The sequence below is a fragment of the Mesorhizobium sp. M0074 genome (assembly GCF_040322975.1).
GTDB lineage: Bacteria > Pseudomonadota > Alphaproteobacteria > Rhizobiales > Rhizobiaceae > Mesorhizobium.
This window is the reverse complement of sequence record NZ_JAMYUM010000009.1, coordinates 217,941-242,891: the sequence shown is the minus strand read 5'-3', so window position 1 is coordinate 242,891 and position 24,951 is coordinate 217,941. Positions and strand designations below refer to the sequence as shown.

General features: G+C 60.7%; 21 protein-coding genes and 2 pseudogenes. 14 read left to right on the top strand and 9 right to left on the bottom strand.

The genetic code is table 11. The features are described from left to right. Window positions 1–184: 184 nt before the first annotated feature. Window positions 185–790: pseudogene (locus tag NKJ73_RS15185) on the bottom strand (enolase C-terminal domain-like protein); the annotation flags it as partial. A gap of 320 nt (window positions 791–1,110) precedes the next feature. Here NKJ73_RS15185 and NKJ73_RS15180 point away from each other — a divergent pair. After that, window positions 1,111–1,344, top strand: a complete 234-nt coding sequence (locus NKJ73_RS15180; protein WP_023679240.1) for a hypothetical protein — start codon at window positions 1,111–1,113, stop codon at window positions 1,342–1,344. A 231-nt stretch (window positions 1,345–1,575) separates the two neighbouring features. Here the strand turns inward: NKJ73_RS15180 and NKJ73_RS15175 are convergent, their stop codons facing one another. Next, a complete protein-coding gene (locus NKJ73_RS15175) occupies window positions 1,576–2,643 on the bottom strand; it encodes an aminopeptidase (protein ID WP_352569992.1) in 1,068 nt (355 codons plus the stop codon). Between the two features lie 261 nt (window positions 2,644–2,904). Between NKJ73_RS15175 and NKJ73_RS15170 the strand changes: the two genes are divergently transcribed. Together NKJ73_RS15170 and NKJ73_RS15165 are read left to right on the top strand one after the other, a co-directional pair. Beyond that, window positions 2,905–3,564 carry a L,D-transpeptidase gene (locus NKJ73_RS15170; RefSeq protein ID WP_352569990.1) on the top strand — a complete coding sequence of 220 codons (660 nt, stop codon included), beginning with the start codon at window positions 2,905–2,907 and terminating at the stop codon, window positions 3,562–3,564. 10 nt (window positions 3,565–3,574) lie between these two features. Then, complete coding sequence (locus NKJ73_RS15165; protein WP_023679243.1) at window positions 3,575–4,087, top strand: OmpA family protein; 513 nt, start codon at window positions 3,575–3,577, stop codon at window positions 4,085–4,087. 506 nt (window positions 4,088–4,593) lie between these two features. Here NKJ73_RS15165 and NKJ73_RS15160 read toward each other — a convergent pair. After that, complete coding sequence (locus NKJ73_RS15160) at window positions 4,594–6,270, bottom strand: winged helix-turn-helix domain-containing tetratricopeptide repeat protein (RefSeq protein WP_352458383.1); 1,677 nt, start codon at window positions 6,268–6,270, stop codon at window positions 4,594–4,596. 87 nt (window positions 6,271–6,357) lie between these two features. Here NKJ73_RS15160 and NKJ73_RS15155 point away from each other — a divergent pair, with 87 nt between their 5' ends. Both NKJ73_RS15155 and NKJ73_RS34230 read left to right on the top strand, forming a co-directional pair. Next, a complete protein-coding gene (locus NKJ73_RS15155) occupies window positions 6,358–6,666 on the top strand; it encodes a hypothetical protein (RefSeq protein WP_352458384.1) in 309 nt (102 codons plus the stop codon). Window positions 6,667–6,687: 21 nt separating this feature from the next. After that, a pseudogene (locus NKJ73_RS34230) lies at window positions 6,688–6,849 on the top strand (IS91 family transposase); the annotation flags it as partial. A gap of 294 nt (window positions 6,850–7,143) precedes the next feature. Here the strand turns inward: NKJ73_RS34230 and NKJ73_RS15150 are convergent. Then, the gene (locus NKJ73_RS15150) at window positions 7,144–7,371 is read right to left on the bottom strand and encodes a hypothetical protein (protein ID WP_352458385.1); all 228 of its coding nucleotides are present in this window, start codon (window positions 7,369–7,371) and stop codon (window positions 7,144–7,146) included. A gap of 224 nt (window positions 7,372–7,595) precedes the next feature. Here NKJ73_RS15150 and NKJ73_RS15145 point away from each other — a divergent pair, with 224 nt between their 5' ends. From NKJ73_RS15145 to NKJ73_RS15135, 3 genes are all read left to right on the top strand, one after another. Further along, window positions 7,596–9,182: a serine hydrolase gene (locus tag NKJ73_RS15145; RefSeq protein ID WP_352569988.1), complete on the top strand. Its 1,587-nt coding sequence runs from the start codon at window positions 7,596–7,598 to the stop codon at window positions 9,180–9,182. A gap of 476 nt (window positions 9,183–9,658) precedes the next feature. Next, window positions 9,659–9,937 carry a sulfocyanin-like copper-binding protein gene (locus NKJ73_RS15140; protein ID WP_352569986.1) on the top strand — a complete coding sequence of 93 codons (279 nt, stop codon included), beginning with the start codon at window positions 9,659–9,661 and terminating at the stop codon, window positions 9,935–9,937. A gap of 874 nt (window positions 9,938–10,811) precedes the next feature. Further along, a complete protein-coding gene (locus NKJ73_RS15135) occupies window positions 10,812–12,665 on the top strand; it encodes an adenylate/guanylate cyclase domain-containing protein (protein WP_352458388.1) in 1,854 nt (617 codons plus the stop codon). Between the two features lie 203 nt (window positions 12,666–12,868). On the opposite strand, the gene NKJ73_RS15130 is transcribed toward NKJ73_RS15135, so the two are convergent. The 4 genes from NKJ73_RS15130 to NKJ73_RS15115 are packed head-to-tail and all read right to left on the bottom strand — an operon-like array spanning window position 12,869 to window position 17,435. Further along, window positions 12,869–14,068 (bottom strand): mandelate racemase/muconate lactonizing enzyme family protein, encoded by a 1,200-nt coding sequence (locus NKJ73_RS15130; RefSeq protein WP_352458389.1) that lies wholly within the window; start codon window positions 14,066–14,068, stop codon window positions 12,869–12,871. 17 nt (window positions 14,069–14,085) lie between these two features. Continuing rightward, the gene (locus NKJ73_RS15125; RefSeq protein ID WP_352569984.1) at window positions 14,086–15,447 is read right to left on the bottom strand and encodes a mandelate racemase/muconate lactonizing enzyme family protein; all 1,362 of its coding nucleotides are present in this window, start codon (window positions 15,445–15,447) and stop codon (window positions 14,086–14,088) included. 56 nt (window positions 15,448–15,503) lie between these two features. Further along, the gene (locus NKJ73_RS15120) at window positions 15,504–16,670 is read right to left on the bottom strand and encodes a mandelate racemase/muconate lactonizing enzyme family protein (RefSeq protein ID WP_352449172.1); all 1,167 of its coding nucleotides are present in this window, start codon (window positions 16,668–16,670) and stop codon (window positions 15,504–15,506) included. A gap of 54 nt (window positions 16,671–16,724) precedes the next feature. Continuing rightward, window positions 16,725–17,435 carry a GntR family transcriptional regulator gene (locus tag NKJ73_RS15115; protein ID WP_023679253.1) on the bottom strand — a complete coding sequence of 237 codons (711 nt, stop codon included), beginning with the start codon at window positions 17,433–17,435 and terminating at the stop codon, window positions 16,725–16,727. Between the two features lie 208 nt (window positions 17,436–17,643). On the opposite strand from NKJ73_RS15115, the gene NKJ73_RS15110 reads away from it, so the two are divergent. The 6 genes from NKJ73_RS15110 (at window position 17,644) to NKJ73_RS15085 (ending at window position 24,122) form a co-directional block, all read left to right on the top strand. After that, a complete protein-coding gene (locus NKJ73_RS15110; protein WP_352569982.1) occupies window positions 17,644–19,122 on the top strand; it encodes an ABC transporter substrate-binding protein in 1,479 nt (492 codons plus the stop codon). A gap of 76 nt (window positions 19,123–19,198) precedes the next feature. Beyond that, entirely contained in the window at window positions 19,199–20,158 is a 960-nt protein-coding gene (locus NKJ73_RS15105) for a carbohydrate ABC transporter permease (protein ID WP_352569980.1), read from the top strand. Then, window positions 20,155–21,045, top strand: coding sequence for a carbohydrate ABC transporter permease (locus tag NKJ73_RS15100; RefSeq protein ID WP_352569978.1), 891 nt, complete (start codon window positions 20,155–20,157; stop codon window positions 21,043–21,045). The genes NKJ73_RS15105 and NKJ73_RS15100 overlap by 4 nt, the downstream gene beginning before the upstream one ends. Before the next feature lie 10 nt (window positions 21,046–21,055). Beyond that, on the top strand, window positions 21,056–22,153 hold the full coding sequence (locus tag NKJ73_RS15095) for an ABC transporter ATP-binding protein (protein WP_352569977.1): 1,098 nt from the start codon (window positions 21,056–21,058) through the stop codon (window positions 22,151–22,153). A 33-nt stretch (window positions 22,154–22,186) separates the two neighbouring features. Continuing rightward, window positions 22,187–23,350, top strand: coding sequence for a mandelate racemase/muconate lactonizing enzyme family protein (locus tag NKJ73_RS15090; RefSeq protein WP_352569976.1), 1,164 nt, complete (start codon window positions 22,187–22,189; stop codon window positions 23,348–23,350). 22 nt (window positions 23,351–23,372) lie between these two features. Then, window positions 23,373–24,122: a ribonuclease activity regulator RraA gene (locus tag NKJ73_RS15085; protein ID WP_352569974.1), complete on the top strand. Its 750-nt coding sequence runs from the start codon at window positions 23,373–23,375 to the stop codon at window positions 24,120–24,122. Here the strand turns inward: NKJ73_RS15085 and NKJ73_RS15080 are convergent, their stop codons facing one another. Next, entirely contained in the window at window positions 24,123–24,944 is an 822-nt protein-coding gene (locus NKJ73_RS15080; protein ID WP_352569973.1) for an alpha/beta hydrolase, read from the bottom strand. Window positions 24,945–24,951 lie beyond the last annotated feature (7 nt).

The following is a 24,951-nucleotide window of genomic DNA, read 5'->3' as shown; positions in this document are numbered from 1 at the left end:
TCACCGTGATTTCGACTGTCGTGAATGGGTCAGATCGCGTCGATGCATGGGGGCGCCTGAACGTCCGCTTCTCACATTCCAAGCCTCCAAGCCGCAAGTCCGCTTCCGGCCCCGAAACGGTCATTTCGGATGACAGGTTGCGTGAAGCGGTCCGCGTGGTGCTGGGTGGCGCAAGAAGGATGGTTCAGTCGAAGAAGCCTGCATCCTCTTCCCGGAGATACTTCCTGCCTGCTTCGGCGTCGATATCGAGGCCCAGCCCCGGCGCTTGCAGCAGGTCCACCATGCTGTCCTTCACGATCTGCGACGGCAGGCCGATTACGAGGTCCTCCCACCAGGGGTCGGAGGCGCTCGGGTATTCGAAGGCAATGAAGTTGGCGGGCAGGGTGGCGCAGACATTGATCAGCGCGCCGAGGCCGAGAAGGCCGTTCGCGGTGCCGTGCGGTGCCATCAGGATCGAGTGCATACAGGCGTGCTCGGCGACCCATTTGAGCTCGGCAATGCCGCCAATATCGGCCGGATCGGGGCCGATGACGCGCACCGCCTGCGTTTCGATCAGCTCCTTGAAATTGTGCCGCAGGTATATCTGCTCGCCGGTATGAATTGGCGTCGAGGTTGAGGTGGTCAGTTCCCGATAGGCCTGCGGATTGACCCACGGCACATAGTCGCCGGTCAGCATGTCCTCGAGCCACATCAAATTGTACTTCTCGACCGCGCGAGCGAACTTGATTGCATCGGGCAGCATCCAGCCGGGGCCGCAGTCGAGCGCCAGGCCGACCCTGTCGCCCAGGAAATGCTGGCGCGAATGGATGCAAAACCCGATCGCGTGCTGTTTCCGAAGAGCAATTTGAGGTGAACTTCCTCAGGCCACGCCCGGGCGGAGCCATCGCCCGCCCGCGTCGCGGCAGGCAAGCCCGGATACTCTAACGTGTGCGTCCAATCCTCCTGACTCGTTCCTGTCGACATGGCTTGCGATCTCCGACTCAGGCGGAACCCATGATTCACAACCGACCCCAAGGAACACTGTTGCCGCCCATCTAGCCGTCTTATCGGTATCGGCGAAGCCGCTGATCTGTGCTAAGCCGCCGCCCGAATAGCCAAAGGAGTACACCCGTGAGCGAGCCGACCGTGGCCGAGGCGACCGACAGCATCTATGCATCGCTCCGGGTGAACAATGCCGACATCGACGCACATATCGCGGCGCTCAAAGCAGCGCTGGCGCGAGAGGGGATAGAACAAGCGGTGTTCGATCCGACCAGGCTGGCGCAGAACAACCGTTCGGGCCGCAAGCTAATGCAGGCTTATTTTCGGCAGCGCGGCGTGAGCGTGAGGTTTTCGGCCTCGTAGGGGCGCACGCTGAGGTGCCACGGCCCGCCGGCAATCATTGTGGTCCAAGATCCCGCGGGGAGTTCAGGCAAGTCCGCTTTTGGCTTCTGTAGGCCGGCATGCAGCTTCCGGCCCCGCCGACGTCAAAGCATCTAGGAAATCGGCCGACAAATGGTCAATTCAATCACCTGCTCCGGCTGCCGAGTACATCAGCGACCGATTCGCCGCTTCTGGCTTGCGGATTTGACCGGCTCAATCGCATGAATCTGCCGCTTTGAGCGCTTCGGCGCGGTCAGATTTGTCTAACGCTCCTATCCATCGAACCGACGCGAAGAATCGTGGATAGTCGCCCGAACACAAATCGAACAAGCGGAGAAACGTCGCCACCCGATCGCCGTAGACGGAAGTCGCGGCGAGCTTCGCGTTGTTGATCGGAGAATCGAACCAGACATCGTATCTCCGGTATCCACGCCAGCGACTGTCGCGCATCTCTCGGTAGCGCATCCGCAGCCGTTCGATCGCGGCTATCTTTGCGGCCCGCTTTTGCTCAGAGGTAGCGCTGTCGTCATAGACGTGCCTTAGCTCGTCTCGGGTCTGCGACACCAGCGCAAGAAATTGAGCTCTGCGCCTCCGGTCGGCTTCGTAACGGCGCAAACCGGCAGTATCCCCATTCGCGCGCAGCCATTTTCTTACACCGGTTGTTTCGACAGCGGTAGCGAACGCTTCGTTGAACCCGGAATCGTCCTGTACGTAGACGCGCTGGTGGGCCAGCTCATGGAACACCAGCCCTGCAAAACCCGCTTCATCTTGGCTGAGCATGGTGCTTAGCAGCGGGTCACTTGACCAGCCGAGTGTGGAATATGCAGTGATGCCCGTCACATAGACGTCCAGGCCCTGTCTCTGAAGTTCGACAGCGGTTTCAATCGCAGACCTTTTGGAGAAGTATCCTCGGTACGGAACGCATCCGAACACTGGAAAGCACCATGTTCGTGGCGTCAGCGAGAATTCCGGCGCTGCGAAGATGGCCCATGTCACCGCGTCCCGACCAACGTCAACATAGCTGCGGTAGCTATTGTTGTCCGGCAGCGCTAGTTCATCTATCGCAAACTGTCGGATGGCGCTCGCCGATGCCATTCGAGCGCGCAATGTCCCAGGGGTCGAAGGATTGTCGATCAGCTCTCCTACATCCTGGCGCGCCGCCATGATCTCCACGTGACCCTTCAAGGATTGTGCGTAGTAGGAAATGCTGGTGCAACCTGCCACGCCGGACATCACGATCATCGCAGCAACCGAACGAAAAAAAGCATGCATCATGCCCATGGCATCGCTCACACGTCCGGATAGGGCAAATGTCGCAACTACGCCCGGTCCCAAACAGTCGCGCCAATTTGGTTAAGATCCTGGATGGGGTTTAGGTTAGACGTTCGTCCTCGGCAAGATTGCCACAATTCGGTCCCTCGCCGCCAAATTGCCGAATGTCCGGACACGGCGGACTGAAGCAACGCAGCATTTTCCACTTTGAGGCGAAGTAATTCTCAACTATGGTCCGCCAGGCTTTTGGCATGGGGGGGAATATTGCCGATGGTTTTATCACGCAGGGATGTCGTGCTCGGCGGCCTGGCGCTGGTCGCGGTGGGTGCAACCAGCAATATTGTTCAAGCAGCGGCGGCAAAATCCTTTTTCGCCGGTACCGCCAGCGACAACAATTTTGTGTATCGCAAGACCAACTTCGCCAAGATCGACAAGAGATGGCATCGCCAGATCGTCAAGTATTTCAGCAGCGAGCCGGTCGGCACCGTCGTGGTCGATACCCGCCACCACTTCCTCTACGTCATCATGGAAAACAAGACCGCCATCCGCTACGGCGTCGGCGTCGGCAAGGACGGCTTCAAATGGTACGGCCGCGCGACGATCGACCGCCGCGCACTGTGGCCGCAATGGGTCCCGCCCCCCGAAATGCGTAAGCGCAAGCCGGACCTACCGCCCATGGTCGCAGGCGGCGCGTCCAACAATCCGCTCGGGCCGCGCGCGCTCTATCTGCACCGCAACGGCGCCGACACCGGCTACCGTCTGCATGGCACGCTGGAGCCGTGGAGCATCGGCACCGACGCTTCTAGCGGCTGCATCCGCATGTTCCCGGAAGACATCATCGACCTCTACCAGCGCTGCCCGATCGGCACCGCGGTGCAGGTCTTGCCGCACATCGCCGACCAGGCGCCCGCTTCCACCACTGTCGAATGATTGGCGCCTCATGAACCGCATGATTGAAAACACGCGCCGGCTGCTCGCCGCGGGCCTGCTGGTGCTGGCCGCATCCTGCTCGACCAGCAACACGCTGGCCCCTTCCACGCCCGACGTCACCAACACCGAGGTTGCCGGCTTCCAGAACGTGCAGCCGGGCAGCGAGGAGGATTTTATCCTCAATGTCGGCCGCCGCACCTATTTCACGCAAGGTTCGGCCGCGCTCGATTCTGTCGCCAAGGCCACCCTCGACACCCAGATCGCCTGGCTAGCAAAGCATCCGCGCTGGCTGCTCAAGCTGCAGGGTTTCGCCGACGATCCCGGCGCAAGTGAAATGGCGCTGTCGCAGCAGCGCGCCGATGCGGTGATGGACTACCTCGCCGCCGGCGGCATAGACCGCAACCGCATGTGGGCCAAGGGCTACGGCAAGGACAGGCTCGTCCGCGAGTGCCCCGACACCGCCTGCAGGTCGCAGAACCGCCGCGTTGTGTCTAATTTGCGCGATGAGAGGGACGAGCCGTAGGGGACTGCTGTTCTGCTTGTGACCCGAAGCAGAGTCTCACAGGCGACGGCGGCATGGCTGCTTTGCGCCTAATGTCGGTCATCTGGCTCGCGTTCTTTGATTCCCCGAAGCGGACGCAGCGGCATGCGTCGCCAGGATAGTAATTGCGGACGCAGCTGTCACTGGTTCAGGCAAGGCGGCAAGTAGACGACCAAGGTCAGTCCGGAATACCGGCACGGCGCAGGAGCGTGACAATCTAATCGAGTACCTCCGCCTCCCTGTAGGGCTCCTAGCGACGAAAGACTTTGAGTGTGAAGCGCGGATGGGCCTGGGGCATTACCGCGATCGTCTCCGCGGCCGCATCAGGCTGGCCATCGGCCAGCCTGGCAAGTCGCAACATAAAACTGAGGAAATGAAGGTGTTTGGTACGCATCGGCGCCCTGAGCGTGAGGGCCACCAGCGCTCGTGGCCCACTTCAAGGGTCGTTTGCAGCCCATGACTTCTGCTGGGCCGCATACGGTCGGCCGTCACTCCGGCAACCCCGCGAACCGCATCTGCTTGATCCAGCGGTTGAGGCTTCCGGGTGCGGTCCAAATCTTGTCCCACTCCCTGCGTTCTTTACTGATGGATTCACTGGGAGTGTTCTGGAGGAAAACCGCAAGCGCTTCCTTTGCCTCTCGCTTGTTTCCTAGACAAGCGTGGATCCCCGCAAGCATGCGCTGTGCGCCGCTCGGGATCCTGGACATTTTCCGCATCGCAGCCAGCGCCGCCCCACAATCATTCTTTTCCCAGAGCGCCCAGCCCATCTGCCAGTGGAACCAGTTAGGGTGGAAGGGATCGATGCCTTTGGCCTGCTCGATCCGATCGATCGCTTCGTCGGCGCGGCCAACATACAGCAGCACGTTCGTACTCATGACGAGGATATGCGAGTTGCTCGGGTTCAAGGCGATCGCCTGATCGTACTGGGCAAGGGCCTGCTCGACCTCTCCGGCTTCGGTGTGGATGCTGGCGCGGACCTCATGCGCTTCAGCGTCATCAGGAGCGAGCAGGATGGCGTTGTCGGCGTATTCGGCAGCGAGTTTCAACGCCTCGTTCCGGTTGTGTTCCTGCGCGTGCCACCCGAATACCGCGTCATTGCGATAGTACCAGGCCAGCCCGATATAGCCGAACTGGGAGTTCGGATCCTCTTCGATCGCCTTGAGGCTGAACTGCCTTAACAGCTCGTTCCCCTCGGCTGAGATATCCTCTCCGATCTTGGCCCTCCCCATCAGGTAATAGCGGAGCGCGCTGACCTGCGCGGCATCGCTCTGTGGCAACGGTCGCTCGATCCTTATTCCGACCCGATCCGCAAGCGTGCGGATGATTTCCTCCTGGACGACGAAAAGATCGCCAATCTCTCGGTTGTAGGAGTTGGCCCAGACATGTGATCCGTCATGCGCATTCAGCAACTGGGCGGACACTTTCAGCCGGTCTCCGATCTTCTGCTGGCTGCCTTCGAGCAGGTAGTCGACGCCGAGTTCATCTCCAATCTGTCTGGCGTCGATCGGCTTACCGCGGTACCTGAAGCTCGAGTTCCGGGCGATGACGGCATAAGTCTTGCTCCGCGCCAGCTCGGTGATGATCCCCTCGGCAACGGCATCGCTGAGATATCCCTTGTCCACACCGGCACTGAAGTCGTCGAAGGGAAGGATCCCAATCCTGGGCATGTCGCTCGAACGAACGGGAGCGGCTCGCCAGGCTTCCGCGCCGTAGTATGCGCCGATCGCTGCCACAAGGAGAGCGAGTGCAGCAAGAATGAAGCCGCGCTGCGAGAATCGTGTCCTGGCACGTTCCGTGCCGGCTGCGGCGTTTGGGTCCGCCGCGTCCGATAGATCGGCGTTCAGTCGGTAGCCTCTCTTTGGGACGGTTTCCACCATCACGTGCGCGTCGTCCCCCAACGCGCGGCGGATATCGGCAATGCATTGAGTGAGGCTGTCGTCGGTCACGAAGGTCTCGGGCCAAACCGCCTGCATCAGCGCATCCTTGGAGACGATTTCGCCCGGTCGCGCCGCGAGCACCGAGAGCACCTCGGCGGACTGGCTGCGAAGATTGACCGCTTTGCCTTCGACGGTTCGGAGTTCTTTGCTTTTGGTCAGGAAGACGAAACCGCGGAAGGTGATCGTTTCAGCAGATTTCAGGTCAATTTCAGGAGCCGTTCGGGACATTTCACCTTCCTGGCGCGCTTCCTAGTTTAGCCCATTCGGCCTTCGCCTCCAAGCGATCCCAGCAGCACCGGATGAACAGAGGACGGCATGAATCGCACCAAGCTCATCATCGCTCTGGCTCTTCTCTTGGCAGTGCCAACGGCTGCGAAAGCAGATCCTCAATCTCTAAATGCAACCGCGCATGTAATTTCTCTTGTATTTGTCGATGGCCGCATCGATGAACGCCGAGAACAAAAATCTTTCGACACGATCAAAACCTGCCTCGCATGGAAGCACCAGGGGGAATTTCTTCCGCCGCAACCGGGTTCTTTTGCTTCTTTCGCGTACTGTGAGCTGACTAACGTTGGTCCTACTCGGACGGCCAGTATCTTCCAACTTACCCAGGAGGGTCAGTGAGGGCGACCCTCGATCGCCCCTGCCGCGCCGCCCGACGACGGCGACCCCGACGAACCGGACGACTTCCGCCCGCCGTGCCCGTGCTGCGGCGGCCGCATCATCGTCATCGAGCTGTTTGAACGGTGGAGGCAACCGCGCGGACCACCACACGGCTCCCGGTCGACCGGGAGCAGCACGCCATGACCCGGCATGGAATGGTTCAGCCTTCAGCTGCAGGCACTCAGCCTCCGGCAACGGATCGACGCACGTCCATGATGATCCTCGATGCTGAAGAGGTCGCGTCCAGCTGCCGACCAAGCCGACAACACCGCGCGGGGGCGCAACGAAGCGGTCTGTCCGCATTCACCCCAGCGCTTCCCGACGGCGGTCGCGCCATCGCCGACATCTGCCGAAATCCGAAATCCCCATAGCCATCGTCTGCGGCCCGCGGGTTCCTTCCTCGGGGACTTTCGTACGCCTGCCGGCGCCCGATACTCTTCACGTGAGCCGAACGGCGGCTTTAACTGGTCCCGCCGCAATAACCGGACGGACAGCAAACGGCCCCGTGCCGCAGGCAAGATCGGCGAAGACGAAGCGTCCCGGCCCCTCGGCCCTCGGACTCCATGCAGCAGGCCATAGGGCCTCGCGATGGGCCATATAGTTGGCTTCGATGACTTTCTGGTTGGCCGCCAGCCCGTTGGCGAACAACTCGTGATCGGATGCCATTTGCCGCTCGGGCTTGGAAAGTTGACGTTCTCCCGCCCAATCCCATCCAATTGCCGGGCGCGTAGGTAACGCGGATACTTCACCACTCCGAAATCACATGACACGCAGCCGCCGTCTCTGTCTAATCTTTGAACTTAAACATTTCATTGGAAAATAGCCGCAACCATCTTTCATCTTGCCGCGTATGGTCCGATCATCTGCCGGTGCAAGTTTGAGGACATGGAATGAAGAAGGTCGCAGCTCTCCTGGTACTTTCCCTCGTTACCATGCTGCCCGCCGTGGCAGCCGCGCAGTCCTACGTGCCGGAGCTTGGGCCATCGCCGCCGCAGGATGCTATGCAGCTGTATCCCGGCGGTGTCGAGAAGGCGCTGGCCGCGCTGCCGGACATCGTCAAGAAAGTCAAGGAAGTATCCGACGTTCCCGGCTGCGCCGTGGCGGTGGTGCATGGCGGCAAAATGATCTTTGACGAGGGCTATGGCCTTCGTGACAACCGGGACGACACTTCTAAGGTCAGCAGCACCACCATTTTCCAGGTCGCCTCGGTGTCGAAGTCGATCTCGGCCACGGTGGCCGCGATCGCCATGACGAAGGACCACAGCTTCGACTGGGATACCCCGGTCGGCAAGGTCTGGGACGGCTTTCGCCTCAATCTCGACTATGTCTCGGGCAACGCCACCATCGGCGATTTCTTCGCCCATCGCTCGGGTCTGCCGATGGCGGCGGGCGACGAACTCGAGGATCTCGGCTTCCAGCGCAAGCAGATCGTCGGGAGCCTGTGGATGGTGCCGCTTGATCCCTTCCGCATCTCCTATCACTACGCCAATTTCGGCACGACGATCGGCGCCGAGGCAGTGGCCCACGCCGAGAAACAGCCTTGGGAGCCGCTGGCCAAGAGCCTGTTGTTCGATCCGCTCGGCATGCGCTCCAGCAGCTATCGGCACGAGGACTTCATTGCCGCCGGCAAGAACCGCGCCCTGCTGCATGCGCGCGTGGCGGAGAATGTGTTCGAGCCGCTCTATGACCGCGACCCCGACCAGCAGGCGCCGGCGGGCGGCGTCTCCTCCAGCGTCCAGGATCTTGCCAAGTGGATGATCCTGCTGCTTGGCGACGGCACCTATAACGGTCAGCCCATGATCGACCCGAAGATCCTGCAGCCCGCCATCACACCGCAGAGCGTGACCTACCGCGGCGAGACGCCCGATACGCGGGCCAGCACCTATGGCTATGGCTTCAATGTGGGGGTGAACGCCAATGGGCGCACCACCATGGGCCATTCCGGCGCTTTCCTGCTCGGCGCCGGCACCACCTTCCAGATCTTGCCCTCGGCCGATGTCGGCATCGTCGTGCTCACCAACGGCTCCCCCGTCGGCGCCGCCGAGGCGGTCGCCGCCAGCTTCATGGACATCGTGCAATATGGCCAGGTCACCCGCGACTGGTATCCCTACATCAAGCCGCGGTTCATGGCCTATTACAAGCCGGTGGGCGACCTCGCCGGCAAGGACAAGCCGACGAACCCCGCCAAGGCGCGCAGTCCATCCTTCTACGAGGGCCAATATACGAGCAACTATTTCGACACCGCCACCGTGCGGGCCGATGGCGACAAGCTGATGCTCGAACTCGGCCCCAAGCCCATGCAGTTCACGCTCGAACACTGGGACGGCGATACCTACGCCCTCACGCCCCGCGGAGAGAACGCGCCGACCGGCTCGCTGTCATCGGTGAAGTTCGTCGGTTCCCCCGGCGGCATTCGCGCGCGAGTGATGACGGTGGACTATCTCAATGAGAACGGGTTGGGGCATTTTCAGAGGTAGGGGTGGGGGCGTCGGGTGCTCCATACACCCTATGCCGTCGAAAAGGCGAACCGGCCGTCTGCAAGGTGATGCCTGAGATGGCGGATTTGTGACGGTTCGCTTCCGGGCGTGGAAATCAGGAAGCCGGCATTTGCTAGGGAGCTTCCGACAAGCTACGTCGGCTTTGGCCAGCCGCTGATCCGAAGCAGACCGACGGCTCGAGGCCCAGAAACAGACCTTTGCCGAGCGGCGATCAGCTTGGCGCGATAACCTTACCCCTCCTTCGCTTTTCGGCGGCAGACATCGGCCTGCGCGAGGTGGGGCGTTCACTTGGAGGCGACTCCGGCGACGGCGAGTTTTGTTCCGTTCCGCCAAAGGGGGTTTGCTGGTGTGGATCTTGTTTTGGGGTATTCTCTTCGTTGAAGGATGGGCCTAGTCGACTTCGATTGCGGTCGCTTTAGCTCGGCCGCTCCGCTCGGGAGGAGCCTCTGATTGCGATGGCGCGCTTTGCCCACCTTGCCCTTCTCGCCTTTGGATTGTTGCCTGGAATTGCGCTGGCTGGGAAGCTTTTCGTCCCGAGCTGGATCAAAAACGATCCGGCAGCGAAGACGGTGGCTATCGAGATTGTCGCCGATTGGAACCAAGTCGAGCGGTACCGCAGGGACAACATCCGGACCGACATTATCGACTTCAACGGCTACTGGGACGGCAATCTCACGATCATCGTGCCAGAAGAATGGTCGGTCCAGATCGAGTTCATCAATGGCACGGTCTGATGGTGACCAGGGTTTATGCTCGGTCAGAGATGCCAGTGAAGTTGGAGGCTGAGGATGCGATTTGGGGGGCGTACACCGCGCCGCTAGAGGGGATCAAAATTAATGAGAGGAGACAACTCAACTTTGTTGCCCAGCAGGCGGGGAACTATTTCCTCGCCTGTCCGAGACAAACGCACCTGATGGACGGACACTGGATCGGTTTCGAGGTGAGAGGCAATCTTGAGCGGGCCGTGGCAATCGTCCATGAAGACAAGTTTCCGCAGGAGCAGCCACCAGGACGCCCTTAGCGTTGCGCGAGCAACCAGCGCTATGGCTTCGTCGTGGAGATCATTGCAAATCCATGGCGGCTTACCTTGAAACTCGAAAGTCTGGCCGCGCCCGACCGGTTTAGAACTGCCCCCGGTTGCCAAGCCACCAGGTCCAAGCTGAAGCATCCAAACAAGCCTTTGGCGCAGCCGGAGCATCGGCGAGGGCTAATTTGGGCCTAGTGTCGAAGCTCGGTGGAGCCGCCTTCCAAGCTTGATCCACAAGTCGCCTGTTGGCGCAGATGAGCCTACTTGGGCCGCTCCCGTGTGCGACCACTTTCCGCCCGATCGAGACTTAGAGCGCTCCCACGCGGAATAGTCCGAGCCGATGCGCCCGCCGGCTCGGTCGTGCCATTTCAAGACCCCGCGGTGCTTTTCCAGAGCGACTTTCGCCTATCGGAAGGAGTCGGGCGGATTCTCCCATAGCCGACAGTCCGCGTCCGGCCCCAATCAAGTCGTTTCGTAACCGGCAGCCGCTTGCGGGTAAGGTCCTGATAGGCGAAACTGATTGGAACCGGGAGGGTTTGCCACCTCGCCTCCGAGGTTGGCCGCCGACAGAGTGCTCCGAAATGGACCGCAAGCTCGCCGCCATCCTTGCTGCTGACGTTGTCGGATACTCTGCCATGATGGAGCGCGACGAGGCGGGTACGCATGAACGGGTGCGCGCCGATCATAAGGAACTTTTCGAACCGACAGTAGCGCGTCATCATGGCACTATCTTCAAGCTGATGGGCGACGGCCTGCTGGCGGAGTTTTCTTCTGTCGTCGAGGCGATGGAATGCGCGGTTTGGCTGCAACGTGGGCTGGCCGAGCGAAACGCATCGTTGCCGAAAGACCAGCGCGTGGAAGTGCGCATCGGCGTCAATCTTGGCGAGGTGATTGTCGAGGGTGACGATCGGTTTGGCGAGGGCGTAAATATCGCGGCGCGACTAGAACAACTTGCCGAGCCTGGCGGCATCTGGGTGTCTGCAAAGGTCGCGCGCGAGGTTGAGAAGAAGCTGGCTTTCGGCTTTCAGTCGATGGGCCCGCAGAAGGTCAAGAATATCTCGGAGCCGGTGGAGGCCTATCGTGTCACGATCGGCGGCAAGGCTAGGCCCAGGCGCGCGAGCCGCAACCGCTCGCGGCTGCCAGCCGTGGCGAGCTTCCTGGTGCTGGTCTTAGCAGTCACAGCGGTCCTGGCGTGGTGGCAGTTCTATGGAACAAAGCGCGAGATAGACCAGGGTGGTATCCCGACCGTTGCGGTTCTGCCGTTCAAGAACATGAGCGGCGACCCGAAGCTGGAGTATTTCAGCGACGGCATGACAGACAATTTGATCTCGATGCTGGCAGGCGTCACCGAACTTAAGGTGCTCTCGCGTAGCTCTACCTTTGTCTACAAGGACAAGCCAACCGATGTCCGCCAGATCGGCCAACAGTTGAACGCGGCCTACGTGATCGAGGGCGGCATCTGGAAGGAGACGGAGCGGGTGCGGATCACCGCGCAGCTGATCGACGCGCGCACAGGCGAAAATCTCTGGGCGGAAAAGTTCGATCGCTCGGGAAGCGATCCGCTTATGATGCAGGACGAGGCGATCGAACGCATCATTGGCACGCTCGGAGGTCAGCGCGGAAAAATGTACGACAGCGAATACAAGAAGGTCTGGGAAAAGGACACGCCGGATCTCGAAGAGTACGACTTCTTCCTTCGCTCCAATTTCTTCTTCGGGCAGTTCACGCCCGAGAGCCTGGTGAAGGCGACGGACATAATTCTTGAGGGCCTGGCCAAATTTCCCGACTCGTCGCTGTTATCGTGCGGACTGGCTTGGGATCACGTCTTGGCGGCCAACCTCGGCTTTGACGAAAAGCCTGACGAACATTGGCGCATGGCGTCCGAACTGGAAGCAAAGGTTCTTCCGCGGGCCAACCTCGGACCCGACGCAAGAAAAAGCTGTTTGTGGTCAAACGTCTACGTCAGCGCTCATGAGGGCAACTTCGATCTGTCTCTGCGCAGGGCCGACGAGGTGATTGCGCTTTCGCCCGGAGACGCGTTTCTCATCGGCGACCTTTCATCAGCAGCCCGCTTCAGCGGCCTGACAGACAAGGCCATTGAGCGAGCAGAATACGGGCTCAGGAACGATCCAAACTTCGCCGATTACTATCTCGTGATGAAGGCAAATGCCCTAACGGATATCGAAAAGTACGCCGAATCTGCTGCACTGATCACGAAGGCGTCAGACTTCCTGATCACCGTTCCGCTGCTACGTGCCATCAACGATGTCCATCTTGGAAAAACTGACGATGCACGCAGTGAAGTCCTCAAGGCGCTTGCCATGCAGCCGTGGCTTAAGGCCACGCGGTGGCGCGATATGACGTTCCATATCAATTCTGCAGTGATTGATCGACAGGTAGCCGACCTCGTCGCTGCGGGACTGCCAACGAAGTAGTTTCGGTTGGAAGCCGGAGTACAGGCGTGCAGTATCCTTCCCCGCGTCGTTAGTTGCTTTCAGGATGCACCGATTTGAATGTCAGCTTTGGACCCTCCGCAGCTGAAAAGCTGCCAGTCCGCGTCCAGCCCCGAAACGGTCATTCCGGATGACAGGTTGCGTGAAGCGGTCCGCGTGGTGCTGGGTGGCGCAAGAAGGATGGTTCAGTCGAAGAAGCCTGCATCCTCTTCCCGGAGATACTTCCTGCCTGCTTCGGCGTCGATATCGAGGCCCAGCCCCGGCGCTTGCAGCAGGTCCACCATGCTGTCCTTCACGATCTGCGACGGCAGGCCGATTACGAGGTCCTCCCACCAGGGGTCGGAGGCGCTCGGGTATTCGAAGGCAATGAAGTTGGCGGGCAGGGTGGCGCAGACATTGATCAGCGCGCCGAGGCCGAGAAGGCCGTTCGCGGTGCCGTGCGGTGCCATCAGGATCGAGTGCATACAGGCGTGCTCGGCGACCCATTTGAGCTCGGCAATGCCGCCAATATCGGCCGGATCGGGGCCGATGACGCGCACCGCCTGCGTTTCGATCAGCTCCTTGAAATTGTGCCGCAGGTATATCTGCTCGCCGGTATGAATTGGCGTCGAGGTTGAGGTGGTCAGTTCCCGATAGGCCTGCGGATTGACCCACGGCACATAGTCGCCGGTCAGCATGTCCTCGAGCCACATCAAATTGTACTTCTCGACCGCGCGAGCGAACTTGATTGCATCGGGCAGCATCCAGCCCGGGCCGCAGTCGAGCGCCAGGCTGACCTTGTCGCCCAGCACTTCCTTCATCGCGATCACGCAGTCGAGCATGTGGTTGAAACCGCGCTCGCTGATGACGCCCTGATCCATGGCACCGTGGTAGCCAGCCTTATTCTGCTTCACGCCGTAATGGAAGTCCTCGATGGTGTCCTTCATGTTGGAGTGGAACGAGATCCCTTGCTTGATCATGAAGAAATTCTGCGGCTGCTCCATCATCCATTTGACGTCAGCGGCGTAATCCTCCGGCCGGTCGCCGGTGCGTTTCTGGCGGATCGAGCCGTTATAGACGCGCACCTTGTCACGCACCTTGCCGCCGAGCAGTTTGTAGGCCGGCACGCCTGCAGCCTTGCCGGCAATGTCCCACAGCGCATGCTCGATGGCACTTACCGCCGCGCCATAGGGCTTGAAAGAGCCGCGTTGGCGGATCTTCAGCATCACCCGCTCGACGTCGGTAGGGTCCTCGCCGATCAGCGCCTCACGGAAATGCAGCACCCAAGGCTTGAGATAGGTCTTGGTGAACTCGACTTCGCCAAGGCCATAGAGGCCCTCGTCGGTAACGATGCGGACGATGGGATGTTTGCCGATGACGGCGCAGCGGAGATCGGTGATCTTCATCTTCGGTTCCTTTCGCCTCAGCTCCAGGTACGGTCCCAGGAATACTCGTTGTCCCAGTGATCCGTGGGCTGCCAGATGCCGGTGACACCCGGCTGCAGATGTTGCGAGATCACCTCGTCGACGACGTCGTCAATCCCCAGGCCAGGTTTGTCCGGAACAGTAATAAAGCCGTCCTTCACGAGCGGCTTGGGAACGCCGGTGACGATATCGTCCCACCAGTCGACATCGGCAGAGTGGTATTCGAGCGCCATGAAGTTTTCGGTCGCGGTCGCGACATGTGCCGCGGCCATTGCGGCGATCGGACTTTCGGCCATATGGATGGCCATTGCGACGCCGTGGTCCTGGGCCATGTCGCCGATCTTCTTGGTCTCGAGGATGCCCCCGCTGGTGAGCAGGTCCGGGTGGATAATGGAGAGGCCGCCGCTCTTGAGCAGAGGCTCGAAGCCTTCCTTAAGGTAGATGTCCTCGCCGGTGCAGATCGGCACCGTGGTGGCGGCCTGCAGTTGCCGGAACTGCTCGGTGTACTGCCATGGGATCACATCCTCGAGCCAGGCCGGCACGTATTTTTCAATCCGCCTGGCGAGCCGAATGCCGTCCTGCAGCGAGATGTGGCCGACATGGTCAATGGCGAGCGGAATATCCATGCCGATAACATCGCGAACCTCGGCAATGTATTGTTCAAGCAGGTCGAGGCCCTTGTCGGAAAAGTGGAGGCCGGTAAACGGATGGGGGACGTTATGCAAATCGTAAGCGGCATTGCGGGCGCGCCGCTCGTCCATGGTCTTGACCGGGCCGCGGCCGGGATGGATGCGGTACCCTTCAAGTGAACCGGCAGGGGAGACGACCGCACCGGGTACATCCGCGATCTGCATCAGCCCCAGATCCATCTTGAGGAAGGTGAAGCCGAGCGCCATGCGCTGCTTGAGGCGCTTGCCGGTCTCGGTGCCGCTCGGCACGGTAGCGTCGGTGTCGCAATAGACGCGCACCTTCTCCCGAAACCGGCCGCCGAGCATCTGGTAGATGGGAACGCCATAGGCCTTGCCGGCGAGATCCCACAACGCGATCTCGACCGCCGAGACGCCGCCGCCTTGCCGGCCGTGGCCACCGAACTGCTTGATCCGGCGAAACAGGCGGTCGATGTCGCAAGGGTTCTCGCCAAGCAGCCGGCTCTTCAGCATCAGCGCGTAGGTGGCACTGGCGCCGTCGCGCACCTCGCCAAGCCCGACGATGCCCTGGTTGGTGTAAATCTTGAGCAGGGTTGAGGTGAACGGCGCGCCGACGATTTCGGCTACCCGCATGTCGGTGATGCGAAGCTGGGATGGCTTGGAGTTCGCGTTCACCCGATTGAGCGCTTCGTCGGCGCCACTTGTCTTTGCCATGACTTATCCTCATTTTCGGCTTGTCGCCCCGCCCCCTGGGCCGGCATAGAGTGTTGCTAGCCCAGCTCAATCTCGTGGGCCTGCAGGTAGTCGCGGTCCATCTCAATACCGAGACCAGGCTTCGACGTCAGCTTGAGGCTGCCGTTCGAAATGTCGAGTGGTCTGTCGATCAGGTGATCGTATTTGCCCAGGTTCCACTCCGATGTTTCGAGTTTGTAGAAGTTGGGAACGGTCATCATCACCTGCGCTCCCGCAACCACGTTGATCGGTCCCGCGGCGTCATGTGGCGAGACCGGCACGTAGTAGGCTTCGCACAGCGCAGAAATCTTCTTGAGTTCGGTAATGCCGCCGGTCCAGGTAACGTCGGGCATGATGTAGTCGGCGAGCCTGTTCTCGAGTACCGGCACGAAATCCCATTTCGTGTGGCCGCGCTCGCCCCACGAGATGGCGGTATTGACCTTCTCACGTACCTGCTTGAGGGCGTTAAGGCTCTCGGGCGGGCAGGGCTCCTCAAACCAGTCGATCTGGCCGGCCTCCTCGAGGCTCCGACAGAGGCGAATGGCGGTGGGGACATCGAAGCGGCCGTGCGCATCGATGAGAATGTCGACATCGGGTCCTGCCGTTTCGCGGATCAGAGCCGTGAGTTCGGCGGCTTCGCGCTCGTCCTTGCGAGTCATGCTGCCATCGAGGTAGCCGTCTCGCTGTTCGCGGGGCAGGCCATCGGCGCTGCGGCCCTGGTGGGGGTAGGGATCGAACTTGAGCGCAGTGTGTCCGGACTCGACAATGTCTAGAATTTCGCGGACCACAGCCTCCTTGCTGGTGAATTTGGCCTGGTTGGGATGGGTGTAGAGCGCGATTTCATCGCGTACCGGCCCGCCAAGCAGCTCGTAAATCGGCTTGCCGAGGACTTTGCCCCGGATGTCCCAGAGGGCAATATCGATGGCGCTCACGCATTCGACGGCGGCGCCGCGGCTTCCCATGTAGGTGAAGCTGCGGAAGATCTTGTGCCAGAGATGCTCGATACGCGCCGGATCCTCGCCTGTCACGGCGACGCCGATCTGCCGCAGGATCGTGCAGAGAGCGCGGTTGGCGAGCCTTGTCGTGGTGGTGATCTCTCCCCAGCCACTCACTCCCTCGTCGGTCGTCACTTCGACGAACAGGAACTCTCCCCAGTAGGAAGCATCGGACTTGATCAGCCACGGCCGAATGCTCGTGATTTTCATCTCAACTACCTTTGCCTGAAAATGGTCAGCTAACGATGTTCTGGACTGGACATTCTATCCGGCCCGAGCGGCGTTGCGCGCTCGCATCTGTTCGAGAATATGCCGGCCCGAACCCTCGACATGGCGGGAAACGAGTTCGGCCGCCTTGTCGGCCTCTCCCGCCTTCACAAGCGCGATGAGTTCGCGGTGCTCGCGCATGATCGCGGCACGTCGCGCCAGCGTGAAATTGAAACGACGGCTCACGGCTCGCAGCACTTCGCGATGCTTCCACCAAAGCTCGGCTGCGTGGCGGTTGTAGTGCCGCTGGTACATCACGGTGTGGAAAGCGGTATCCAGCTCACTATGCCTGAATGTGTCGGCGAAATTGTTCTCTTCGATCAGGCCTTGGAGACGTTCGAGTTCGGCGATGTCCTCGCCGGTCGCCATATTCACAAACCATCGTGTCAGGGCTGGCTCGATCAGAACACCGATCTCGTAGATATCTCGGACAAAATCTTGATCAATGGGTCGGACGCGCGCCCCGCGGTTGGCGACAAAGGTGACAAACCCTTCGCCGCGCAACAACTGCAGGGCCTCGCGCACAGGATTGGTCGAAGTGCCGTGACGCCGGGCGAGATCGGTGACGACAAGCCGTTCGTTGGCGGCAAGCCGTCCCTCGATGATATCTTCCCTGATCAATTCATAAAGCGAGGCGCCCTCGCTGGAGGCCCCGATGGGATCGGTCCCCACCGGTGGCATCGCTTTGAAATCGCTTATTTCGGCCAAGGCCGGCTCCCCAATTTAATACATACGTTGCCCGATATCACACACGGCTTTCGCAAACAATGTACGATTCTGCGCGTTGACAGGCAATCTATGATCTGAAAACGTACCAAGCGATCGAGAGGATACACTGAGCTGAAAGAAGCATCCTCGCGATCGAAACGAGCAAGGACCGCTTTAGGGCGGCATGGGAGAACCAGGGAGGATACCTATGACGAGAATTGCGCTCGGCAGTGCCGTCCTGCGCGGCACTGTCGCCACTGCTTTGATGGCATCCCTGACGTCTACATCGGCGCTGGGTGCACCGCCGGTCGACCTGAGCAAGTGGTCGCCGGAATATGTGCGCTCGATTGCGGGCACACAGGATTTTGACACGGCGGCCGATTGCGCCAAGGTCACACCACTCGACTACAAGGGGCGACTGACTTTCTGGTATCAGGGCGTGTTCGAGGGCGACCCCGACCTCCTGCGCCAGTACTACAAGGAATTCTTCGAGACCTTCCGCAAGACATATCCGAACATCCAGCTCGAGGAACAAGCCCTCACCTATAACGACCTTCTCGACAAGTTCCGCACCGCGCTCCTGGGCAATGCCGCGCCTATGGCGGTCCGCCTGCAAATCCTGGGTGGTACCGAGTTCGCCTCAAAGGGCTATCTGCAGCCGTTCAAGCCAGAGGACGTGGGGTATTCGACCGAGGATTTCTGGCCCGGCGCCATGAAGGCCGTGACCTGGGAGGGCGTGACCTACGGCATTCCGACCAACAATGAGACGATGGCGTTCATCTGGAACGCCGACATCTTCAAGCGTGCGGGCCTCGATCCAGACAAGGCTCCGGCAACCTGGGACGACGTCGTCAAATATTCCAAGCAGATCCACGACAAGCTTGGCATTGCCGGCTACGGCCTCGTGGCTCGCAAGAATGCCGGCAATACGCCGTACCGCTTCATGCCACAGCTATGGGCCTATGGCGGCGGCGTCTTCGACGAAGCGACGGCAAACCCGACCTATGAGCAGGTCCAGCTCGATAGCCCGCAGAGCAAGGCAGCGCTGCAAGCCTCCTACGACATGTATGTTCGCGACAAGTCGGTTCCGGTTTCGGCACTCACCAATCAGCAGGCCGATAATCAGCCCCTGTTCGTCGCCGGCCAGCTCGGCATGATGATCTCGCACCCGTCCGATTACAACGTCATGCTCGACCTGCAGAAAAAGGCGACGGGCACCGACAAGGACAAGGCGCAGACGGTCATCGACAACATGCGCTACGGCCTGATCCCGACTGGTCCCGACGGCAAGCGCGCCGTCGTGTTTGGCGGCTCGAACATTCACATCCTGAAACCCGAATATGTCGAGGGCGGCAAGGTAGACGAGCCGGCCGCGAAAGCTATCATCTGCATGTGGACGAGCCCTGAATGGTCGCTGAAGATGGCCTACGCCGGATCAAACCCGGGCAACCTCAACGGCTTCAAGACCAAGTGGATGAAGGAACGTCTGGACAACATCAAGTTCCTCGACGTCACCACCTCGATGCTGCCATACGGCATCCCGTTCCCAGCTCTGCCGCAGGCCCCCGAGATCATGAACATCATCATCCCGGACATGCTGCAGAATGCCCTGACCGGAGCGATGACCGTCGACGAGGCAGCGGACGACGCGGCCAAGAAGGTAAAAGACCTGATGGGCGGACTCTAGTCCAGGCCGGACCTACGACTGACGGCTGCGCCGCTGGCGCAGCCGCCTCGTTCCGAAGAAAAAGGGCACGCCACAAGTGACGATCGTGACCGGCAAGGCCGAGGCTCGCCGAAGATTGCAACCCGGTTGGTCCGGCGCGCTGCGGAAGATCTGGGAGCATCGCGCGGACTACGCGTACGTGCTCCCGGCGATCGCCGTGATGCTCATCGTCATCGCCTATCCGATCTACTACACGGTCGAGCTGTCGTTCTTTAAGACACCGCCTGGCCTGCAACTCCGCGACAAGACCTTCATCGGCTTCGACAACTACACGACCATCCTCACCAGTCAGGTGTTCTGGAAGGTCACCTGGAACACACTGATCTGGACTCTGGGGTCAACTTTCATCTCCTTTGTCCTGGGGTTTGCCACAGCGCTGGCGCTCCACCGCGACTTCATCGGCCGTGGTGTCCTGCGCGCCGTCCTGATCATCCCTTGGGTCATCAGCGCCGTCGCCGCCTCCTACATCTGGAAGTGGATCTACCATTCGGACTTCGGGATCATCGGCGCGGTGCTGGTCGGCCTCGGATTGGCCGCCCAGCCGCCGAATTTCATCGACAATGTCAGCACGGTGCTGCCCTCCCTGATCGTCGTCAATATCTGGCGCGAGTTTCCGTTTGCCATGATCATGATGATGGCCGGCCTGCAGACAGTCCCCGACCAATTGCTACGCGCCGCAAAAGTCGATGGTGCCAATGCATGGCAGCGCTTTTGGCACGTCACCTTCCCGCACTTGCGCAACGTCTCGGTGGTGACGATGCTGCTGCTCGCGGTGGCCAACTTCAATTCCTTCATCATCCCCTGGATCATGACCGGCGGCGGGCCGTCGAACGCATCGCATATCTGGATAACCTACATTTATGAGCTCGCCTTCGGACGGCAGCGCTGGGGCGTGGCATCGGCTTATTCGGTGCTCCTGTTCCTCACGCTGATGACGCTGGGCTACTTCTACGTCCGTGCGTTAAGCGGCAACGAGCGGAAAGAGGGCAGCGCATGAGCACGATTGCCGAGACAGCCCCTCGAGCCCAGACCCGTCGCCGCATGCGCGTCGACGGATGGCGGTGGGCCGGGCGCATATTCCTCGTGTTCATGCTGCTTTATACCGCGTTGCCGATGATCTGGATGCTGATCACCTCGATCAAGTCCGGATTCGCGGCGACGCAATTCCCGCCGCAATGGTGGCCGGACGAACCTACCCTCGCCAGCTATCAGAAACTGCTCGATCCGCAGAACAGCGTCGGCCAGGACTTCCTCCGCTTCTTCTGGAACAGCCTTTTGGTGTCGACCGTCACGACAATCCTTTCGGTGATCGTGGCTGTCCCAGCGGCCTACGCGTTTTCGCGCTTCAGTTTCCCCGGCCGCAATTTCCTGTTTTTTGCCGTGCTGCTGCGCAATATGTTCCCGGCGGTGATCTTTCTCGTGCCACTCTTCATCCTGATGCGCGCGATCGGTCTGATAAACACGCATGGCTCACTGATACTCACCTATCTCACCTTTGGCCTGCCGCTGGCGATTTGGCTGCTCAAGGGCTTTTACGACAATATCCCGGTGCAGCTTGAGCAGGCGGCGCGCATCGATGGCGCAACACGGTTCCAGGCCTTCATCATGATCGTGATGCCGCTCTCGACGCCGGGGATCATCGCCACCGCAATCTATTCCTTCATCGGCGCGTGGAACGAGTACATCTACGCCTACACCTTCCTCTCCAAGAACGAGCAGTTGACCCTGCCGGTCGGCATCCAACGCTTCTTCTCGGAAAATACGACGGACTTTCCGGGCCTGATGGCGGCCAGCTTCATGATGAGTGTGCCCGTCGTGGTGCTGTTCCTGGTCCTGCAACGATACTTCGTACGCGCCCTTACAGAAGGCGCGGTCAAGCACTAGGGAGTTGCCGATGGCCCACGTGGTCCTCCAAGATCTCGTCAAGAGCTATGGCAGCTTCAAAGCTGTCAACCACGTCTCGCTGACGGTCAATGACGGCGAGTTCGTTGCGCTCGTCGGCCCTTCAGGCTGCGGCAAGACAACCACGCTCAATCTCGTCGCTGGGCTGACCCCGATCACATCGGGCGACATCATCATCGGCGAGCGCGTGGTCAACGACCTCGACCCCAAGGACCGGGACATCGCAATGGTGTTCCAGAACTACGCGCTCTACCCGCAGAAATCGGTCTACAAGAACCTGGCGTTCCCGCTTCAGATGCGCAAACTCCCCAGGGACGAGATCGACAAGAAGGTCAAGGAAGCGGCGCGAGTGCTCGACATGACGCACCTGCTCGAGCGCAAGCCGCGCGAACTTTCGGGCGGGCAGCAGCAGCGTGTGGCTCTTGGCCGTGCCCTCGTTCGCGACCCCGCAGTGTTCCTCATGGACGAGCCACTGTCCAACCTCGATGCCAAACTGCGCGTGCAGATGCGGTCGGAGATCAAGCGTTTCCACCAGGACCTCAAGGCGACGATCATCTATGTGACGCACGACCAGCTCGAAGCCGTGACCATGGCTGACAAGATGGCGGTGATGAATGGCGGCTACCTGCAGCAATACGATTCACCGGCGCAGGTCTTTGCCCATCCGGTGAACATGTTCGTGGCCAGCTTCATCGGCAGCCCGGCGATGAGCCTTATTCCGCTGCAGGCCTCGACGGCAAACGGCAACACGGTGTTGACCGGCGCCGAGGGCTGGCGCCTTGAGCTCTCACCGCGCAATGCCCAGAAGGTGGCGAAAGCGACGACCCGGAAAGTCGTGCTCGGCGCACGTCACTCGACGATCAAGCTCCACAAGAGTGCGGTGCCAGGCAGCGTCCCGGCCAAAGCCTATACGGTGGAGCCGACCGGCGACGTCACCTTCGTTCAGGCGTTCCTGTCCGGCGCCATCGTCAACGTCAGCGTGCCGCCGAACATTGCCGTCGCGCCCGACGAGCAGATCTGGCTCGAGTTCGACCAGGAGCGGATGCATCTGTTCGATGGCGAAACTGAAATGGCCCTCAAGGCCAACTGAGATAGGGCGAATGCGCGTGAAACGTGGGCGTGGATGACTGAGAAGCTTAAGATCACCGCCATCAAGCCCTATCCGGTGTGGGTAGGAACGCGCAACCAGATGCTCGTCAAGGTCGAGACCGACCAGGGCATCTTCGGCTGGGGCGAGAGCGGCTTGAGCGGTCGCGAGAGGGCCGTGGCCGGCGCGGTCGAGCACTATCGCGAGTTTCTCATCGGCCGCGACCCGATGCAGATCGGGCGGATCTGGCAGGAGGTTTACCGCAGCCAGTACTTCGAAGGCGGGCGAGTCCTTCAGGCGGCGATTTCCGCCATCGACATCGCCCTTCACGACGTCAAGGGCAAGGCGCTGGGCGTGCCGGTCTACGAGCTGCTGGGCGGCAAGCAGCGCGACCGCGTTCCCACCTTTGCCTCGACCGGCGACGAGGCCGAGGGCGACGTTGCCATCGAACGCGCCCGCGAACTTCGCGCGCAGGGGTGGCAGGCGATCCGCTTCTTCCCCTTCGGGCAAAACAGCAAGGACATCTTCGAGCCGCGCGAGTCCATCGGCGCTACCGCGAGTATGCTGAACAAGGCGCGCGAGGCGCTGGGCAGCGACGTGGTCCTCGGCCTCGACTATCATCATCGGCTGTCGGTGGCAGAGGCGGCGAGCTTCTGCAACAAGCTCGGTCGCGGCGTGCTTGATTTCCTCGAGGAGCCGATACGGGCCGAAACGCCGGAGGCCTATGAATCGCTGCGCACGATGACCGACATCCCCTTTGCCATCGGCGAGGAATTTGCCAGCAAGTGGCAGTTCCTGCCCTACATTGAGCGCGGCATCCATCAGTTCAACCGGATCGATGTTTGCAATGTCGGCGGGCTCACCGAGGCGATGAAAATCGCTGGCTGGAGCGAGGCGCACTATGTGGACTTGATGCCGCACAATCCGCTTGGCCCAGTGTGCACGGCCGCGACCGTGCATCTCGCTGCCGCGGTACCCAACTTCGCGTGGCTCGAGACCAGGGCGCCCGAAACAAAGCTGGGCTTCGACAATTCCGACTTCTTCCCCGTGCAACCACGGCTCGACGGGACCGATTACCCGGTCGGCGATCTGCCGGGACTCGGCGTCGAGGTCAACGAAGTTGCGGTCCAGGCGCAGAGTTTGCGTTTCTGGGAAGCGCCTCACCTTAAGCGCCGCGATGGTTCTGTTACGAACTGGTAGTTCCATTCAATCGGAGTCCACAATGACGCATACTTCCGACATCATGCGGCCGCCTAAAGACCTGATCGACGCGCTAAGGGAGATCGGCGCCGCGACGGTAGCCGGCACGCTTGGCCACATGGGCTTCCGCAATCCGCACATGGTTGGTCCGGTGGCGCAAAACCACGGGAAGTCGATCGTCGGGCCGGCGTTGACGCTGCAGTTCCTGCCGCAGCGGCCTGACCTCTTCACCGAAGGAGAATATGCCGATCCGGAGACGCAGCTGCACCGACACGTGCTCTATCACGCGCAGGAGGGCGATGTGGTCGTGGTCGACGCGCGCGGCGATATGAGCTCGGGCGTCTTCGGCGATATGATGTCGACGTATTTCAAGGGCAGGGGCGGGGCGGGTATCGTCATCGATGGGTGCATGCGCGACCGGCCCAATGTCGAAAAGCTCGACCTGCCCCTATGGCTGCGCGGCTGGACGCCAAACTATCATGTGCAAACCAGCATCTATCCCAATGCCGTCAACGTTCCGATTGCCTGCGGCGGTGTCACGGTGATCCCCGGCGACATCATCGTCGCCGACGACGACGGGGTGGTGGTGCTTCCCGTCGCAATGGCCCCGAAGGTGATCGAAGAATCACAAAAGCATCACGATTGGGAGGAGTTCTCGCGAGCGAAGCTCATGGAGGGCGGCCCGTTGCAACGCTACTATCCGCTGCATGACGATGCCCGCGGGGAGTACGAGGAGTGGCGCAAAACAAACCGCCTGGAGAACCCGAGTTAGTCAGCGGGCCTTGGCGATCAGTTCTGTAAGGCAATCAGCAGCGTCCGTCCCTGGCACGCCAAGATCTCTGACACTGTCCATGTGGTTGCGGTTCGTGAGCACAAGCGATGTTACCAACGATCCCTGCCGCAGCAAGCCCGCTATGAATCGATCGGCTTGCTGATGGAAGGGTGGCGTCTCATTGGCTCCGACCAGAACCGCCGCCCTGGTTTGAGGATCATGCCGACAGGCGAGCGGCGTAAACATGGCGACTTCCTCGTCGGTGATTCCAATCTCGTCGGCGAGAAAGGAATCCTGGAGCGGTTTCAAATCGTAGAGCCCGCTCAGCAGAAGGGCTGCCCTCACATTCGAGGGGGTATGCTCGCCGTCGAACAGAAACGTTGCAAGATGGGCTCCAGCCGAATGACCACTGACGGTCAGGGCCGCCGGGCTTCCGCCATGATCGGCGATGTTGGCCAGGACCCAGTGCTTGGCCCGGCGCACCTGGTCGACGATCCTCGCCATTCGGACCTTGGGCATCAGAGCATAATCAAGGATGACGGCAATGGCCCCGGCCTGGGTAATCGTCGTCGCCATATATGAATAGTCGCGCTTGGAGAACGTTCTCCAGTAGCCGCCATGGACAAAGATGTGCACCGGAAGCGCCGTTCTTTTGCCCGCGGGAAAGAACAGGTCCATGGTCTCGGTCGGATCCGGTCCGTAGGCCACGTCAGCGGTCATCGCAATGGTGGCGCGGGCGACCTCGCTGCGATCAACGAAGTCCTGCACGATTTCGTCAAAATCCGCGACGTGGTCGCGGATGCGAAAGGGATCGCCTTGCATTCTTCTG